The 18166-nt window shown below is 65.2% G+C and carries 13 protein-coding genes and 1 pseudogene; 9 read left to right on the forward strand and 5 right to left on the reverse strand.

Annotated elements, in window-relative coordinates; genetic code table 11:
• Nucleotides 1-102 precede the first annotated feature (102 nt).
• From treY to AC51GR_RS07045, 3 genes are all read right to left on the reverse strand, one after another.
• Nucleotides 103-2445 carry a malto-oligosyltrehalose synthase gene (treY, locus tag AC51GR_RS07035; RefSeq protein ID WP_496323869.1) on the reverse strand — a complete coding sequence of 781 codons (2343 nt, stop codon included), beginning with the start codon at nucleotides 2443-2445 and terminating at the stop codon, nucleotides 103-105.
• The gene (gene glgX / locus AC51GR_RS07040; RefSeq protein ID WP_496323870.1) at nucleotides 2445-4937 is read right to left on the reverse strand and encodes a glycogen debranching protein GlgX; all 2493 of its coding nucleotides are present in this window, start codon (nucleotides 4935-4937) and stop codon (nucleotides 2445-2447) included. Before glgX ends, treY begins: the two co-directional genes overlap by 1 nt.
• Before the next feature lie 94 nt (nucleotides 4938-5031).
• Nucleotides 5032-7254, reverse strand: coding sequence for an acyltransferase family protein (locus tag AC51GR_RS07045; RefSeq protein ID WP_496323871.1), 2223 nt, complete (start codon nucleotides 7252-7254; stop codon nucleotides 5032-5034).
• Nucleotides 7255-7398: 144 nt separating this feature from the next.
• Between AC51GR_RS07045 and AC51GR_RS07050 the strand changes: the two genes are divergently transcribed.
• From AC51GR_RS07050 to AC51GR_RS07080, 7 genes are all read left to right on the forward strand, one after another.
• A complete protein-coding gene (locus tag AC51GR_RS07050) occupies nucleotides 7399-8757 on the forward strand; it encodes an adenosylmethionine--8-amino-7-oxononanoate transaminase (protein WP_496323872.1) in 1359 nt (452 codons plus the stop codon).
• A gap of 5 nt (nucleotides 8758-8762) precedes the next feature.
• On the forward strand, nucleotides 8763-9911 hold the full coding sequence (locus AC51GR_RS07055) for an 8-amino-7-oxononanoate synthase (protein WP_496323873.1): 1149 nt from the start codon (nucleotides 8763-8765) through the stop codon (nucleotides 9909-9911).
• An 18-nt stretch (nucleotides 9912-9929) separates the two neighbouring features.
• Entirely contained in the window at nucleotides 9930-10595 is a 666-nt protein-coding gene (gene bioD, locus AC51GR_RS07060) for a dethiobiotin synthase (protein WP_496323874.1), read from the forward strand.
• Nucleotides 10596-10669: 74 nt separating this feature from the next.
• Nucleotides 10670-11683: a biotin synthase BioB gene (gene bioB / locus AC51GR_RS07065; RefSeq protein WP_496323875.1), complete on the forward strand. Its 1014-nt coding sequence runs from the start codon at nucleotides 10670-10672 to the stop codon at nucleotides 11681-11683.
• Between the two features lie 14 nt (nucleotides 11684-11697).
• On the forward strand, nucleotides 11698-11934 hold the full coding sequence (bsaP, locus tag AC51GR_RS07070; protein ID WP_496323876.1) for a biotin synthase auxiliary protein BsaP: 237 nt from the start codon (nucleotides 11698-11700) through the stop codon (nucleotides 11932-11934).
• The gene (locus AC51GR_RS07075; protein ID WP_496323877.1) at nucleotides 11931-12503 is read left to right on the forward strand and encodes a DUF2567 domain-containing protein; all 573 of its coding nucleotides are present in this window, start codon (nucleotides 11931-11933) and stop codon (nucleotides 12501-12503) included. The genes bsaP and AC51GR_RS07075 overlap by 4 nt, the downstream gene beginning before the upstream one ends.
• A 59-nt stretch (nucleotides 12504-12562) precedes the next feature.
• Entirely contained in the window at nucleotides 12563-14023 is a 1461-nt protein-coding gene (locus AC51GR_RS07080) for a DHA2 family efflux MFS transporter permease subunit (RefSeq protein WP_496323878.1), read from the forward strand.
• Between the two features lie 77 nt (nucleotides 14024-14100).
• Here AC51GR_RS07080 and AC51GR_RS07085 read toward each other — a convergent pair.
• A pseudogene (locus AC51GR_RS07085) lies at nucleotides 14101-15320 on the reverse strand (IS30 family transposase); the annotation flags it as partial.
• A gap of 73 nt (nucleotides 15321-15393) precedes the next feature.
• Nucleotides 15394-16089 (reverse strand): NUDIX hydrolase, encoded by a 696-nt coding sequence (locus AC51GR_RS07090; RefSeq protein ID WP_496323879.1) that lies wholly within the window; start codon nucleotides 16087-16089, stop codon nucleotides 15394-15396.
• Nucleotides 16090-16282: 193 nt separating this feature from the next.
• Between AC51GR_RS07090 and nadA the strand changes: the two genes are divergently transcribed.
• Both nadA and nadC read left to right on the forward strand, forming a co-directional pair.
• Entirely contained in the window at nucleotides 16283-17302 is a 1020-nt protein-coding gene (gene nadA / locus AC51GR_RS07095; protein WP_496323880.1) for a quinolinate synthase NadA, read from the forward strand.
• Complete coding sequence (gene nadC / locus AC51GR_RS07100) at nucleotides 17299-18165, forward strand: carboxylating nicotinate-nucleotide diphosphorylase (protein ID WP_496323881.1); 867 nt, start codon at nucleotides 17299-17301, stop codon at nucleotides 18163-18165. The genes nadA and nadC overlap by 4 nt, the downstream gene beginning before the upstream one ends.
• Nucleotide 18166: the final 1 nt, after the last annotated feature.

The following is an 18166-nucleotide window of genomic DNA, read 5'->3' on the forward strand; positions in this document are numbered from 1 at the left end:
AGTGTGCCCTAAACACCGTCGAGCGTGCCAAAACTGCATGCGTGCGTGCATCTTTGGCACGCTCGACGGTCCGTTCGGCACGCTCGGCGGCGGGGGTTCGGGCTAGTCGTGGATGCGTTCGAGGATGCCGACGTCGGTTCCGAATCGGGAGAGGTGCACGGTTCCGGACATGTCGCTGCCGGTCAGGAGTTCTCGCCAGGTGCCCGGTGGCAGGTCGAGTGTGGTCTGCTCCCACCGCTCTTCGTCGAGCCGTGCGGTCCAGCGGCAGCCGGTCATGATCACCGAGATGTCCCCGCCGGGTGCGCTGCGACCGAACGCGATGACGTGTTCGGCCGCAGGACCATGCGCAGTCAGCGGGTGATGGTCGCCGTTCCCGAATACCTCGGGACGTCTGCGGCGCAGGTGTGCCGCGGTGCGCACGATCGCCACCTTGGGGTGATCGACCGACTGCGTGTAGTCGATCTGTCGCCGGTTGTCGGGATCGACCAGTGAATCGTCGAACCACTCGGTGCCCTGGTAGACGTCGGGGACTCCCGGCGTCAGCATGGCGAGCCCCTTTTGCAACAAGGCGTCGGATTCGACGTGTGATCGGACCTCGGCCAGAAGGTCGGTCAGATCCCTGGCGCAGGGGCCGTCGAATACGTTGTCGATCCACGCATGCACTGCCGACTCGAAGGCGTCATCGACCTCGGTCCACGTGGTGCCGACCCCGCCCTCGCGGATGGCCTTTGTCGCGTAGTCGTGGAAGCGGCGGCGCAGATCGTCCGTGATCACACCGTCGATCGGCCAGATGCCGAAGAGGTTCTGCCGCAGGAACAATCCGGTGACACCGTCCGGCGCCGGATTGCGCGCCTGCGACCGATCCACCAATTCCGTCCAGCGCGCGGGGACCTGGGACAGGACGCCGATACGCGCGCGGACGTCCTCGCTGCGTTTGGTGTCGTGGGTCGAGAGCGTGGTCAGGGCTCGGGGCCAGGCGCCGGCCCGTTCGACGTTGACGCGGTGAAAATCGTCGATCGAGTCGCTGAAGGTCCCCGGATCACCACCTACCTCCTGCAAACTCACCAGCCGGGCGGTTCGGTAGAAGAGGCAATCCTCGACACTCTTGGCGGTGACGGCACCGCAGAGCTGCGCCAGACGCGCCCTGGCCTCGGTGTCCCATTCGACGGCTGCGGCGATGAGGTCGAATGCCGGACCCAACGCGGGTAGTCGCTTCTTTTCCTCTGCCACCACCCGTTCCAGGGTTCCGGCGAGAACCGGGTAGTCGCTGCGGTACACCCCCAGGGAGGCGATGACCGCACCGATTGCCGACTCGATGTCCGCGGCGGCCGGTGCAGGTCCGTCGGCCACCGGATCGTCGGCCGCGTACGCCTCGAGGGTGCGCCGGAGTCGGGCGCGTTCGGCGGGGAAGGTGTCCGCCATGATCGACAACTTCAGATGCCGCTCGGTGGCCTCGATCCACCGGTGATCGCCGCGGTCGCCGGCGTAGCGCTGGTGGAGATCACCCAGTGGCTCTTCACCATTCGGGTCGACGAGTACGGCTCCGACGGTACGCAAGGTCTCGTATCCGGTGGTGCCGTCGACCGGAAGCGTCGGGTCGAGTGGTTCGCCTTTCGAGAGGATCTTCTCGACCAGCAGGATGCGGTCCGGCCCGAGGTCGTCGCGGAGGTTGCGCAGATAACCCTGCGGGTCTGCCAGGCCGTCCGGATGATCGACCCGGATCCCGTCGACCAGGTCCTCATTGATCAGCTGCCGGACCAGGGTATGGGTGGCCGCATACACAGCCGGGTCTTCCTGTCGCAATCCGGCGAGCCCGTTCACGGAGAAGAAACGGCGATACCCGATGACGCCGATGTTCCATGGCACCAACCGATATGACTGCTTCTCGTGCACCGCGCCGGCCGATTCAGGTGCCGGTGGGTCGTATGTCCCGGGAGCCAGGGGAAAGCGGTGCTCGTAGAACGCGAGTTCCGGCTCCGGACCAGAGGCGTCGATCTCCAGTGCGTCGAGGTCGTCGGGTGAACCGAGAACGGGCAGAGCAATTTTGCCGTCTGCACCGTTTTCCGGCGACCAGTCGATATCGAAGTACGTGGCGTACTCGGAGTCCGGGCCCAGCCGTAGGACGTCCCACCACCACGGGTTCTGGCGAGGGTCCTCGACGCCGGTGTGGTTGGGCACGATGTCGACGATCAACCCGATACCGCGTTCGGCGGCGGCGTGGCGCAACGTCCGAAGGCCGTCGATGCCGCCGAGTGTGGGGGAGACCTCCGGCGGCGGCACCCAGTCGTAGCCGTGCTCCGAACCCTCCTCGGCGGTCTGTACCGGCGAGAGGTAGAGATGGCTGATCCCCAGTGCCGCATAGTGATCGAGATGTTCGACGGCGTCGGCGAACGTGAAGCCACTGTTCAGCTGGAGGCGATAGGTGGCGGTGGGTGGCAGGATCATCAGTGCACCTTGCGCAGGACCAGCAACGACCTTCCGGTGACCAGGACCGGGCTTCCGGCCTTGGCGATGACGGCGCTGTCACCGAGAGGATGTGCGGTGTCGAGGACGCCCTCCCACTCGTTGGCGTAGAAGGTCGTGGGGAGTTGGAACGCGATCGGCTCGTAGTGCGCGTTGAAGCACATCAGGAAGTCCTCGTCCTGCACCACGCGACCCCGGATGTCCTTTTCTGCGATGGCTGATCCGTTCAGGAACACCGCGAGCGACTTCCCGAAACCACTGTCCCAATCCTCTTCGGTCATCTCGTCGCCTGACGGTGTGAGCCAGGCGATGTCACGAGGTTCGTCGCCGGAGCGGATGGGACGTCCGGCGAAGAAACGCCGACGGCGGAACACCGGATGTTCTTTGCGGAGTTCGATGACCCTTGCCGTGAAATCGAGGAGCTCCGAATTGGTCTCTGCCAGCGCCCAATCCATCCAGGCGAGAGGGTTGTCCTGGCAGTAGACGTTGTTGTTGCCCTGTTGCGTCCGGCCGATCTCGTCGCCGTGGGCGATCATCGGGGTGCCCTGACTGAGCATCAGGGTGGCCAGGATGTTGCGCTGCTGTCGGCCCCTGAGGGTTTCGATGACCGGATCATCGGTCGGACCCTCGACGCCACAATTCCAGGACCGGTTGTGGCTTTCTCCGTCCCGGTTGTCCTCGCCGTTTGCCTCGTTGTGTTTCTCGTTGTACGACACCAGGTCTCGCAACGTGAATCCGTCGTGCGCGGTGACGAAGTTGATGCTGGCGCTCGGCCGGCGGCCGGTGGCCTCGTAGAGATCAGAGGATCCGGTGAGCCGGGAGGCGAACTCTCCCAGGGTCGCCGGCTCGCCACGCCAGTAGTCGCGGACGGTGTCGCGGTACTTGCCGTTCCATTCGGTCCACAGGGCGGGGAAGTTGCCGACCTGGTAGCCGCCTTCGCCGATATCCCACGGCTCGGCGATGAGTTTGACCTGACTGACCACCGGATCCTGTTGCACGAGATCAAAAAACGCCGACAACCTGTCCACGTCGTGCAGTTCTCGGGCCAGGGTGGAGGCGAGGTCGAAACGGAAACCGTCGACGTGCATCTCGAGGACCCAGTACCGCAGGGAGTCCATGATGAGCTGCAGGGTGTGCGGATGCCGGGCGTTGAGACTGTTGCCTGTCCCGGTGTAATCCATGTAGGCCCACGGTTCGTCGTCGACGATCCGGTAGTAGGCGGCATTGTCGATGCCGCGGAAGGCGATGGTCGGGCCCATGTGATTGCCCTCGGCGGTGTGGTTGTAGACCACGTCGAGGATGACCTCGATACCCGCGTCGTGGAACGCCCGGACCATGGCCTTGAACTCGGGTACGGCGGCACCGGCCCGGCGGTTCGACGCGTAGTCGGCATGTGGCGCCAGAAACCCGAAACTGTTGTAGCCCCAGTAGTTGCGCAAACCCTGATCGAGCAGCGTCTGATCCTGCAGGAACTGGTGTACCGGCATCAGTTCGATGGCCGTGACACCGAGCTTGGTCAGGTGGTCGATGATCGCCGGATGCGCCAGCCCCGCATACGTCCCGCGGAGTTGTTCCGGGACCTCCGGGTGCGTGGCGGTCATGCCCTTGACATGGGCCTCGTAGATGACGGTCTCGTAGTACGGGCGGTTGGGCGCGCGGTCGTTCTGCCAGTCGAAGAACGGATTGATCACGACCGAGGTCATGGTGTGGCCCAATGAATCCAGGCGTGGAGGATCTCCGAACAGTGGGTCGGGTTCCCCCGATTGCGGTTCCGGCTCGGGCGCGGTGTCCTCGGCTTCGGTGGCCGTGTCTGCCTCCGCGTCGCCATCGGCGAAGTCCTCGATGTCGGTCGAGGGCGCGGCCGCGGTGTCGGTGGCCGTACCTGCCTGGGCACCGGTGGGATGGGTCTCGGCGTCGGATCCGTCGACCGCTGTGCCGTTTTCGTCCACCGCTGATTCCCCGGACGAGGATTCGGGGGCGGGGGGATCGAGTGAGATCGGATACGAGTACAGCGACGCGTCGCCGTCGAACTCTCCGTGAAACGACTTTCCATAGGGGTCGACCAGCAGCTTCGACGGGTCACATCGCAAGCCCTGACGGGGATCGTAGGGTCCGTGGACGCGGTAGCCGTAGCGCTGCCCGGGGGAGATCGTCGGCAGGTACGCGTGCCAGACGTAGCCGTCGACCTCCTCGAGTTCGATGCGTGTCTCCGTGCCGTCTTTGCTGATCAGGCACAACTCGACCTTGGTCGCGACCTCGGAGAACAGCGAGAAGTTGGTTCCGGTGCCGTCGAACGTGGCGCCGAGGGGGTAGGCCGTTCCCGGCCACACCATGAGGTCTTCGACCTCTTCGGTCAGGGCGGCACCGTTCTGGACCGGTGTTGCGGTGGGGGTGTCCGATTCTGGCGTACTCACCTCGGCGGCGACTTCTTCACCGGCGTCCTGCGTGAGCGCACCACCATCAGGCGTCGTCATCTGCACTCTCGTTTACTCATGCCCACGACCCTACTGGGATGCGGGCCGGGAGGCATTCGCAAGTAGAGCGCATCACGTCACCGCGATCTGCCGGTTACGTCCAGGGCAGGGCAGCCTGCATCTGACGTTGCAATTCCGGGATCAGGCTGCGGATGAAGGTGGCGCTGAGGTGGTGCCAGTCCTTGTAGACGGTGATGTTCCCCACGACGGCAGGACACGTCGTCTCATCGCACATTCCGTCGGTGAGGTCTATCGGATGCACGTTGGGGAACTGCTCCACGATGTCGAGCGTCGGGTCGGTGGGTGCGAAGGCCCACTCGCGGGACGTGCTGCACTCGTCGTTGGAGTTCTTCGACAGGCAGTCCGGGGTGTTGATGGCGCCGGCATCGTTGTGCGGCCAGGCACTGTCACGCATGCCCAGAACCGGGATTCCGGCCTCTGCGAACTGGCCGAAGATCGGCAGGTAGTCGTCGGGCACCCAGTCGCCGGGATCGTTGTCGCGGGGCCGCGTCGTGTTGGTGAACACCGCGTCGGGGCGGTCGGCGATGATCATCGGCATCACCTTGTCGACCCATTCGCGGCACTGCGGGTAGGGGACTCCGGACTGCTTGGGTTCTGCTTCGGCGGTCAGCGGGCAGCCCATCTTCAGGTAGGTCCTGACCTTGAAGTGGTTCTGCTTGCCGAGGATGTCGAGCGCAGTGATCCACATCTCTGCATGCGAACCGCCCGCCAGGGCAATGGTGTTGGTGGCCTGCAGATCTCCGTACTCGCCGATGTGGACGTCGCCGTCCTCGAAGTCACTGATGTGACCGTTGAACGAGGTTGCGGGCAAGTCCATGACCACTGCCATCGGCGACGGTTGCGGATCCACGCGGGGCACGGCGACCCCGTCGAGGAATGCGGCGGCGCCGGGGTAGACGCGGGGATCGAGGTTGGTGGTGTCGACGGTCATGTGAGTGGCGTGATACTCCCAGGCCTTGAACCCGGCCGTCATCACGATGGCGCCGACCAGCAGGAGGCTGCCCGCGACCGTCGAATAGTTCAGCAGACGCCGGCGCCACGGGCGAACGGGCGTGGCGTGGGACGGTTCATGGTGCCGTGTCGGTGTTCCCTTGTGCGGCGGATTCTCTTTGTGGATCGACACCGACCGCGGTGCGCGCAGCGGTTCCTCGATGTAGCGCTTGGTCAGCCACGCCAAGGCGATCGAGAGCGCGATCAGGACAGTGCCCTCGAGGATTGTTGCGTCGTTCTTGTCGCGCCAGGTCAGGTAGAAGATGAGCAGCGGCCAGTGCCACAGGTACAGCGCGTACGAGATCGAGCCGAGCCAGACCATCTGCCGGGTGGCCAACGCGTTGCTGACCGCGGGCCGCTCGACCGATGACCCTCGTTTGACGGCGTTGTTACCGGACCAAATGATCGCCAGGGTGGAGAGCACCGGCACCAGGGCCCACGGTCCCGGGTACTGCTCGACACCGACGATCCACCAGCCGCAGCTGATGATCAGGCCGAGCGCGATGATGGCCACCAGGTTGCGGATGACGTCGGGGACCCGCCATTTCGGCATCCACACGGCGAGTAGCCCGCCGGCGAGCGGTTCCCAGGCCCGCGAAATGGTGTCGTAGTAGTTGAACTGCTGGTTCACGCCCATCCGCATGTGCGCCCAGTAGAACGACACCGCTGCGACGCCGAGGATCGCGACTCCGACGACCACGCGGATCACCGTCGGGTCGGCCAGCTTCTTGAACCCGGCCCGCACCAGAAGTTTGAGGGCGCCGGCAAGCGCCAGTGCGGTGAGCATCGTGACGATGAAGAACTGGCCCTGCACCGACATCGACCACAGGTGCTGCAACGGGCTGTTGGCCGAGCTGGCTGCGGTGTAGTCCTGGGAATTGAAGGCCAGGAACCAGTTCTGGTAGTAGAACAGGCTCGCGATGACCTCGCGCCCGGTGGCCAGCCACCGCGTCTCCGGGAGGATCAACAGCGTCCCGAGGCTGATGACGATCAGGATCGCGACCATGGCCGGCAGCAGGCGCCGGGCCAGGCGGGTGATCCGTTGGACCGGGTTGACGGTCTTGAAGAGCGTGGTCCGGTCGTCCTGGCTGACGATGGTGTGTCGCAGGAGCGAGCCGACGAAGAAATAGCCGGACAGGGTCAGGAAGACGTCCACGCCGCCGGAGACCCGGCCGAACCAGATGTGAAAGCACGCCACCAGGACGATCGCGAGGCCACGGAGTCCGTCGAGGTCGGTGCGATAGATCGGCACCGTGTCGGCCGGAACCGTGGAGGTCCGCGTGTCAACGCTGGGCGTGGCAGTCAATGGTCTGGTGTCTCGTTTGTTCAGGGTCTGCCGCGCACTCGTTCGGATCGCAGCAATCCGTTGGATGTCCAGCCACGTAATGTACCTGCCTCAGATCAGAATCCCCGGCTCAGTTCCACCGCGCGCCCTCACTAGTGTGGGTCCGTGCCCCCGTTTCCTGACGCTTCGAACGAATCGGCTGCGCGTTGCGCGGCGGAGATCAGCAGGCTCGATTCCGAATTGATCTGGCACCCGTACGGCACCATGCCGCATCCGGCGCCGGCTCCGCGGGTGGTGCGCTCGGCCGAAGGCGTGCGGTTGACGTTTGCCGACGGGACCACGGTGGTCGACGGGATGAGCTCGTGGTGGGCAGCGATCCACGGCTATCGCAACCCGGTCCTCGACAACGCTGCGCGTACCCAGCTCGACTCGATGGCGCACGTGATGTTCGGCGGTCTCACCCATGAACCGGCGGCCCGGCTCGCCGAGCTGCTGGTTCAGATCACCCCGGAACCATTGCGCACTGTGTTCTTCTCGGATTCGGGATCGGTGTCCGTCGAGGTCGCGGTGAAGATGGCCCTCCAGTATTGGCGGGCTCGGGGTACGGCCGGTCGAAACAGGCTCTTGACCTGGCGCGGCGGCTATCACGGTGACACGTTCACGCCGATGAGCGTCTGCGACCCCGAAGGCGGTATGCATTCGCTGTGGACCGACGTCCTGACCCGGCAGGTCTTTGCGCCGGCGCCGCCGGTGGAGTTCGGGTCCGACTACGTCGGCGAGTTCGAAGAACTGGTCATCGCGCACCGGGACGAGCTGGCCGCGGTCATCGTCGAACCAGTGGTGCAGGGCGCCGGCGGGATGCGTTTTCATGACCCGCGTTATCTCGTGGAGCTCCGCCGCATCTGCGACGAGCAGGGTGTGCTGCTCATCTTCGATGAGATCGCCACCGGATTCGGCCGGACCGGAGAGCTGTTCGCCGCCGACCACGTCGGCGTCTCGCCCGACATCATTTGCGTCGGCAAAGCGTTGACCGGCGGCTATGTGTCGATGGCAGCAACGCTGTGCACACGTGAGATTGCCGACACCATCTCGGGTTCGGCCGTCGGGGTGCTGGCACACGGCCCCACATTCATGGCCAATCCGTTGGCGTCGGCGATCGCGGTCGCCTCGACCGAACTGTTGCTCTCCTCGCCGTGGCGCGATCGGGTCGCCGGGATATCGGCGACTTTGGCAGGCGGCCTGGCGCCGCTGTCCGAGCTGCCGGGGGTGCGGGAGGTACGTGTCCTCGGGGCCATCGGGGTGGTGCAACTCGACGATCCGGTCGACATGGCCGTGGCGACGGACGCCGCTGTCGACGCCGGTGTCTGGCTGCGCCCGTTCCGCGACCTCGTCTACACGATGCCTCCGTACATCTGCACCGAATCGGACATCGAGACCCTCGTGGGTGGCGTGGGCGCAGCGGTACGGGCCGCGGTGGCGGGCCATGCGACGACATCGAGCCCTGTGAGAGGCTTCTCACAGTGAACCCGATGACGCCGAACGCCACCGATACCGAGACCGCGCTGGACTGGCTCGGTGAGGCCGCCGACGTCCGCGCCGCAGAGGGGCTGCATCGGACTCTGGTGCCACGCGGCACCGATGACGGGTTGCTGAATCTGGCGTCCAACGACTACCTCGGGTTGTCCCGCCATCGCGACGTGGTCGCGGCCGCCCACGAGGCACTCGACCTGTGGGGTGCCGGATCGACATCGTCGCGGTTGGTCACCGGGACCACCGAGATCCACGAATCGCTCGAGAACGACCTCGCGGACTTCCTCGGCTACGAGGCGGCGCTGGTGTTCTCGTCGGGTTATGTCGGCAACATCGCCGCTGTGTCGGCCCTGATGGGTCGCGGGGATCTGATCGTTTCGGACGGGGGCTCTCATGCCTCGCTGATCGACGGGTGCCGTCTGTCGCGGGCCCGGGTGGTGGTCGTCGACCGCGGCGACCATGCGGCGGTGCGACGCGAGTTGGAAGGACGTGGCGAACAGCGCGCGATGGTGGTCACCGACTCGGTGTACTCGATCGACGGAGCCATCGCCCCGGTCGCCGAGTTGTATGCCGCGGCCCGCGCCAATGGTGCGGTGCTGTTGGTGGATGAGGCGCATGCCTTCGGAGTTCGTGGCATCGGCGGTCGCGGGGTTCTGGACGAAGCCGGTCTGGCCGGCGCCCCCGACCTCGTCACCACCACGGTTCTCTCGAAATCTCTTGGCTCCCAGGGCGGTGCGGTCCTGGGCTCGGCGATGGTCCGAGACCATCTGATCGACCGGGCCCGCACATTCATCTTCGACACCGGCCTGGCGCCTGCCGCGGCCGGTGCCGCGCAGGCGGCGTTGGCAGTCCTGCGAGCACAGCCCGAATTGGCAACCCGGGTGCGTGCCAACGCTGCCCGGCTCGCGAGACTCTGTGGCGGGACGGAGTCAGAGGCGGCGGTGGTCTCGATCATCATCGGGGATCCGGCGCAGGCCTTTGCCGCCGCCGGGCGGTGTCGCGACCGCGGAGTGCTCGTCGGCTGCTTCCGTCCTCCGTCGGTTCCGCCGGGTACGTCGCGGCTGCGCCTGACGGTCCGGGCAGATCTTTCCGACGATGACATCACCCGGGTGGCAGAGGTGGTAACAGCCGTTCTCGCCGAGATCTGAGGGCGCACTGTGAGACTCGTGATCACCGGTACCTCGACCGAGGTCGGCAAGACAGTGGTGACCGCCGCGGTGGCGGCCGCGGCGATGGCGTCCGGTGCGACGGTCGCCGTGTGCAAGCCGGCGCAGACCGGGGTCGGGCCGGGGGAGCCCGGCGATGTCGACGAGGTGGTCCGGCTCGCGGGGGTCACCGCCACGTCCGAGCTATACCGCTTCCGCGATCCGCTCGCGCCGTCTCGGGCGGCCGCACGTGAAGGTGCGCCGCCGGTGGAGTTGCAGTCGATCATCGACGGCGTCCGGGCTCTGGACGCGCATGATCTGACGCTGGTGGAAGGCGCCGGGGGAGTGCTGGTGAGGTTGGCGCCGGACATCACCCTGCTCGATGTCGCGGCCGGGATCGGGGCGCCGCTGCTGGTGGTCGCCGCGGCCGGGCTCGGCACGCTCAACCACACCGAACTCACCACGTCGGCGATCAAGGCCGCCGGACTCGAGTGCTCCGGCATCGTCATCGGCTCCTGGCCGTCTGAGCCGGGCCTGGCCGAACGGTGCAACCTCGACGACCTACCCGCGCTCACGGGTGTCCCGGTGGTCGGCCGGATTCCGGCAAAGGCCGGAAGCCTACCGCTCAGTAGTTTTACTTCGCAGGCATATGGGTGGTTTGATCCGGATTGGCTGGCGGGACTGTGACCCGCGACCACATGTCCGATTTGGGTGATGATGCACACTGAGGCACAACGTTCACGATGAAAAGGGGAGGCCACGTGACACAGGCGCCGGTACGTACAGACATACTCGACGTCGCGCGTGAGCAGGTGTTGGAACGCGGGGAAGGGCTCGACCAGGATCAGACACTGCAGGTGCTGCAGTTGTCCGACGATAGGTTGACCGACCTGCTGCAACTCGCTCATGAGGTGCGGATGAAGCATTGCGGTCCAGAGGTCGAGGTGGAAGGCATCATCTCCCTCAAAACCGGCGGCTGCCCCGAGGACTGCCATTTCTGTTCGCAGTCAGGGCTGTTCGCCTCGCCGGTCCGCAGTGCCTGGATCGACATCCCGGCGCTGGTCGAAGCGGCCAAGCAGACCGCCAAGTCCGGTGCCACCGAGTTCTGCATCGTCGCCGCCGTGCGCGGACCCGACAAGCGCCTGATGGCCCAGGTGGCCGCCGGCATCGAGGCCATCCGCGCCGAGGTCGACATCCAGATCGCCTGCAGCCTGGGCATGTTGACCCAGGAGCAGGTCGATGAGCTCAAGGCGATGGGGGTCCATCGTTACAACCACAACCTGGAGACCGCGCGGTCGCATTTCCCGAACGTGGTCACCACCCACAGCTGGGAAGAGCGTTTCGGCACGCTCAAGATGATCCGTGAGGCCGGGATGGAGGTGTGCTGCGGCGGCATCCTGGGAATGGGTGAAAGCCTGGAGCAGCGCGCCGAGTTCGCCGCCGATCTGGCCGCACTCGATCCCGACGAGGTTCCGCTCAACTTCTTGAACCCGCGTCCCGGCACCCCGTTCGGCGACCTCGACGTATTGCCGGCGGCCGAGGCTCTCAAGGCTGTTGCCGCGTTCCGGTTGGCCCTGCCGCGCACCATCCTGCGGTTCGCCGGCGGACGGGAGATCACCCTCGGTGACCTGGGCGCCAAACAGGGCATCCTGGGCGGGATCAACGCGGTCATCGTGGGTAACTACCTGACCACCCTGGGCCGTCCTGCCGAAACCGATCTGGATCTGCTCGACGAGCTGCAGATGCCGATCAAGGCACTCAACGACTCGATTTGATCAGCGATCAGACGATGAGTGACATCCCGACCCCGCTGGCCGTCCCGATGGTCTATGGCGTGTACACCGGGGTGAAGCTCGATGTGCAGGACCCCGATTCGATTCCGCGGGCGGCCCAGCTCGGACTCGAACCACCCCGCTACTGCGGACAGTGTGGCCGCCGGATGGTTGTTCAGGTTCGCCCGGACGGCTGGTCGGCACGCTGTTCGCGGCACGGTACCGTCGATTCGGTGGAGCTGTATAAACGTTGACCGACAGGGTTCGGTCTGCAGGTTTTGTTTCGGCGGGTGTGGTGCTCGTCGGGGTTTTGTGGGGTCTGATCTGGGGTTTTCTGACCCCGGGCATCGAAGGCCGGGTGGTCGCGCCGGATCGCGCCGTCGCCTCGGGTGACGGCACCGCCGAGTTCGCGGCCATCGGCCTGTTCTTCTCGGTGGCCCTGATCGCCGGTGTGGTCCTGGCGGTGCTCTTCTGGATGCCGCCGCGATTTCGGGGTCCGGCCGGTGTCGCCGGTTTGGCGTTCGGGACGATCGCGTCCGGTGTGGTCGCGGTGTGGGTCGGCGACCTGGTGGCGCGTCTGCGTTTCCCGGGGCGCGACGGGGTGGCCATCGGCGACGGGTTCACGCAGGCACCGAGCCTGCGGATCACCGGTGCCTACCTGGACTTCGGGAGCGGGATCGGATTCTCCTGGGCCTTGTTGGTCGTCGCGCCGATGGCCGCAATGCTGACCTATGTGGTGTTCGTGGTGATGAATCGGTCCGGTGATCTGGGATTCCCGGACGAGGTGGTCCCGGTCCAGACGCCGCCCGCCCGGGTCGGATGAACCGGGCGGATAGGTGACCCGCCGCACTCGCACCAGCTGAGCAGCAGCACAATTGTCGGGTGACCTCAGCAACGGTGCTCAGTCCCCGCCGGAAGACCGCAATTCTGGTCACCTGCTGTCTGAGCTTGTTGATCGTGTCGATGGACGCGACCATCGTCAACGTGGCGATCCCGTCGATCCGTGCGGATTTCGATGCCAGTGCCTCGCAGCTGCAATGGGTGATCGACGTCTACACCCTGGTGTTGGCCAGTCTGCTGCTCCTGTCCGGCACGATGGCCGACAAGTTCGGTCGTCGCCGTGTGTTCCAGATCGGCCTGGCAACCTTTGCGCTCGGTTCACTGCTCTGCAGTCTCGCGTCCAGTATCGAGGTGCTGATCGCGGCCCGCTTCGTCCAGGCCATCGGTGGCTCGATGCTCAACCCGGTTGCGATGTCGATCATCACCAACACCTTCCCCGGGCGGGTGGAGCGGGCCCGCGCTGTCGGCGTGTGGGGTGCGGTGGTGGGCATCTCGATGGCGCTGGGGCCGATCGTCGGCGGGACCGCGATCAACCTGTTCAGCTGGGAAGCGGTCTTCTGGATCAACCTGCCGATCTGCGTCATCGCAGTCGTCGCAACGGCACTTGTTGTGCCCGAGTCGAAGTCGCAGCATGTGCGCAGTCTCGACCCGGTGGGTCAGACACTGGCGGTGGTGTTCATGGCAGGTTTGGTCTTCGGCCTGATCGAGGGTCCCTCGATGGGCTGGACCGATCCGGTGACGATCGGGATCTTTGCGATCACCGTCGGGGCGTTCGGGGCGTTCTGTCGGTACGAACTGCGGCACCACGACCCGTTCATCGACCTGCGATTCTTCCGCAGCATCCCGTTCTCGGCCGCCACGGTGACCGGTATCTGTGCGTTCGCGGCCTTTGGGGCCTTCCTGTTCGTGGTGTCGATCTACCTGCAGAGCATTCGCGGCTACAGCCCGATCGAGACCGGGCTGATGTTCCTGCCGCTGGCCGCCGGAACACTGCTCTTCTCGCCGCTGTCCGGACGACTCGTCGGGCGCTACGGCACCCGGCCCTCGCTGGTCGTGGCCGGGACGCTCCTCGCGATTGCGTCGATGCTGTTGTCCACCGTCGACGACGTCACCCCGAACTGGCAGCTGCTCATCATTTTCGGGATCTTCGGTATCGGTTTCGGAATGGTCAATGCGCCGATCACCACCGGTGCGGTCAGTGGCATGCCGCGGGACCGGGCCGGGGCCGCTTCGGCGATCGCATCCACGAGTCGGCAGATCGGCGTCAGTATCGGTGTGGCGTTGTCGGGTGCGATGGCGGGTTCGGTGATCGCGGCCGACCAGGGAACGTCGTCGGCTTCGGACATGGCGCCGCTCTGGTGGGTTGCTGCCGGCCTCGGTGTGGTCATCCTGCTGGGCGGGATCTACTCGACCACGAAGAAGTCGTTGGCGACCGCATCGAAGGTCGCCGACCTGTTCGCAGAAGCGGGGGAGAAGCCGTTGACCCGCCCGGTCGGCAACTGACCCAAAGTTGGCAACCGTTGACCGTGCCGAAGTTGCTTGTGGTCCAGCATTTTCGGCACGCTCGATGGGTAGATTCCAGTGATCGTCGCAACACCATCAATCCGCTGAATCTAGCAGCGCAGCCATCGCCTCGTTTGGTGTCCTGAAATCGAGCGCCTTCCGCGGCCGATTATTGAGAGCCTCAGCAACCTCATCGAGGTACGCGGCAGAATGAACAGACAGATCCGTACCCTTCGGAAAATATTGGCGTAGCAACCCATTGGTGTTTTCGTTGGTGCCACGCTCCCACGGCGAGTGCGGATTGCAGAACCAGACCGACAGATCATGATCAATAGCGATATCACGATGTGCCCCACGCATTTCCGAACCCTGATCCCACGTGATCGACCGCTTCAACGTCGTCGGCAACTCGCCGATCGCAACGCGCATCGCATCACGCATCTCCTCGCCGGTGCGCGTGTGAGGAAGGTGCAGCAAAATCGCATATCGGGTCATCCGGTCGACCAACGTTCCGATCTGGGACTGATTGTCTTTGCCGACGATGCAGTCGCCTTCCCAATCGCCAGGCAGTGCCCGGTCTTCAACATCGGGCGGGCGATTGGCAATGAGTAGCTCCTTAGGAACTATGTCGCGGCGCCCATCAGCCTGACGATGGGGTTTACGGATCGTCCTGCCGGTCCGTAAACACCGTTTGACCTCAGCTTTAAGTTCCCCGCGGGGGAAAACATAGAGGCTTTGATAGATCGTTTCCGGGCTGATCCGCATAGATTCATCATCCGGGAAATCGAGCACCAGGCGGGTACTGATCTGCTCCGGCGACCAGCGTTGCTGGCAGCTGAACTTCTCCCACACGTACTGCCCCAACCGAGCGTTGGTGACCACTTTGCGGGGTTTCGGTCGCGGTAATCGTTGTTCAGCGAGGCGTTGAGCTGCGCCGGCGGCATACCGTTTATGGCTCATCGTGTTGCGGTTGATCTCCCGGGAAATCGTCGACGGACTACGCCGAAGATCCCGGGAGACCGCCCGAATCGATAGCCCCCCCAGTGCGTTTGCCCGCTATCAAGTCTCGTTCGTCCAATGACAGATAACGTCCAGCAGGACCCGAGCCGCAGTCGGAGACAATCTGAGGTAGCACCACAGTGGGGATCACCCCACCATGCTTGTGCACCAACTTCCCGCCGTATCGGACCGAAAACCCAGCGCGTGTCGCAGCCCGCGCCGTGGACCACCCAGCGGCTTTCAAATGCCAAAACGTTCGAACCTTCAACACCGGCACCGGTGGCGTACCCATCGACATCACCCCATATCGTCAGGGTGTTGCAACGACTCCTTGAGCCCAAGATGGTGATTTCGGCACGCTCGGCGGGGGGTTATGGGGGCGGGCGCAGGGTTGCGAACTCGTCGGTGATGCGGAGTTGTTTGTCGGCAAATCGGTACAGGGCGGGCGGTCGTCCACCCGAGGGGCCGGTTCGGCCGACGGTTCCGGTCGCGGTGATCACGCCGCGCCGCGAGAGGATGCGCAGCAGATTGGTCGAGTCCACCGGATAACCGAGCGCCGCGCAGTAGATGTCGCTCAGGGCTGACATCGAGAACTCGGCGGGGGCGAGGGCGAACGCGATATTGGTGTACGACAGCTTGGCGGCCAGTCTGGAGCGCGCTCTTTCGACGATCCTGGAGTGATCAAAACTGATCTCCGGCAGGTCTGAGACCGGGTGCCAGCGGGTGTCGGGCGGCAGGTTGGGCTGCGAATCCGACGGCACCATGCCCAGGTAGGACGACGCGATCACCCGAGGGCCGGGGATGCGATCGGGTTCGGAGAACACCGACAGCTGCTCGAGGTGGGCCACCTGGCGAAGGTCGACCTTCTCGGCGAGTTGCCGCAAAGCCGACGACTTGAGGTCCTCGTTGTCCTGCAAACTGCCGCCCGGCAACGACCACGAACCGGCCTGTGGATCAAAAGCGCGCTGCCACAACAACACCGAGAGGACCGGCGGCTCGCCGACCTGGTGTTCGCGAACCTGGAACACGGCACAGAGGACTTCGTGGAAGACACTCGGCGACGGCATGGCTGCGAGTGTAGTGGGTGGGCGCGCGGGCGCCGGACCAGGCGCGAGGAGGCCATCGCGGGCCGGAGTGTGAGGGCGCGCACATGCCGGGTGCTAGGATCAGACGAGGTTTTCGATCTACAGTCGAAAACCTCTCAGCCCATAGCCCAGGCCGGCCATCGACGACCGGCGCCACGAACAGGAGGTGGTTGTCATGACAACCACGTCACTCACTCTCGGATCGACCGAACCCCTGTACACGGGGGTCGAGCCGACTCCGGAATGGTTCGCCGAGATCAAGAGTCTCGCCAAGAAGCGCAACGCCACGTTGCTGGCGCACAACTACCAGCTGCCGGCCATCCAGGATGTCGCAGATCACGTAGGGGATTCGCTCGCTCTGTCGCGGATCGCGGCAGAAGCCGAAACCGACGAGATCATCTTCTGCGGTGTGCACTTCATGGCCGAGACCGCCAAGATCCTGAGCCCGGACAAACGGGTGCTCATCCCGGACGAGCGGGCCGGCTGTTCGCTGGCCGACTCGATCACCGCCGATGACCTGCGGGCCTGGAAGGCCGAATACCCCGATGCGGTGGTCGTCTCATACGTCAACACCACCGCCGAGGTGAAGGGCCTGACCGACATCTGCTGCACCTCGTCCAACGCGGTGGACGTGGTCGCCTCGATCGATCCCGACCGGGAAGTCCTGTTCCTGCCGGACCAGTTCCTCGGCGCTCACGTCAAGCGCGAGACGGGTCGCGAGAACATGCAGATCTGGGCGGGCGAATGCCACGTTCACGCCGGCATCAACGGCGACGAACTGACCGCCAAGTCGCGGTCGCATCCCGACGCCGAACTGTTCGTCCACCCCGAATGCGGTTGCGCCACCTCCGCTCTGTACCTGGCCGGCGAAGGCTTTGTGCCTGCCGACAAGGTGAAGATCCTCTCCACCGGCGGCATGCTCGACGCCGCGCGGGCGACCGGGGCCAAGCAGGTGCTGGTGGCCACCGAGGTCGGCATGCTGCACCAGTTGCGCAAGGCTGCACCGGATGTCGACTTCCAGGCGGTCAACGACCGTGCGTCGTGCCCGTACATGAAGATGATCACGCCTGCGGCGTTGCTGCGCTGCCTGCGTGAGGGCAAAGACGAGGTCCATGTGGCCCCCGAGGTGGCCGAGAAGGCGCGTCGCAGCGTTCAGCGGATGATCGAGATCGGCAACCCGGGGTCGGGGGAGTGACCGGCAATCCGGCCGGTACCGCCGAGGTCAAGGCGCTGATCGCCACCGCGCTCGATGAAGATCTGCGTTACGGACCCGATATCACCACGGCTGCAACGGTTCCCGAGGGAGCGGTGGCAACCGCGGTGCTCTCGAGCCGCCGGCCCGGTGTGCTCGCGGGTCTCGATGTGGCGCTACAGGTGTTCGATGAGGTCATCGGTGCCGGTGACTACGAGGTCCTCGACCGTCTCGACGACGGCGCACAGCTCGAGGCCGGTTCTGCGGTAGCCACGTTGCGTGGGCCGGTCGCCGGATTGCTGGTGGCCGAACGTACCGCATTGAACCTGCTGTGCCATCTGTCCGGGATCGCCACCGCCACTGCGGTGTGGGTGTCCGAGGTCGAGGGAACGAACACCAAGGTCCGCGATTCGCGAAAGACGCTGCCGGGCATGCGGTCTCTGCAGAAGTACGCGGTGCGCTGCGGTGGTGGACAAAACCATCGGATGGGTCTCGGTGACGAGGCTCTGATCAAGGACAATCACGTGGCGGCCGCCGGGTCGGTCACCGCGGCACTCAACGCAGTACGTGCCGCAGCACCGGACATCGTCTGCGAGGTCGAAGTCGACAGCCTCGAGCAACTCGACGAAGCGCTGGCGCTGAACGCCGAACTCGTTCTGCTGGACAACTTTCCGCTCTGGCAAACCCAGATGGCCGTGCAGCGGCGCAACACCAGGTCGCCGTCCACCAAACTCGAGAGCTCTGGTGGACTGACCATCGACGTCGCCGAGGCGTACGCCCGCACCGGTGTCGACTACCTCGCCGTCGGCGGACTCACCCATTCGGTGACCGCCCTCGACATCGGGTTCGACTGGATCGGCGACTGAC

The organism is Williamsia sp. z71 (assembly GCF_059553375.1).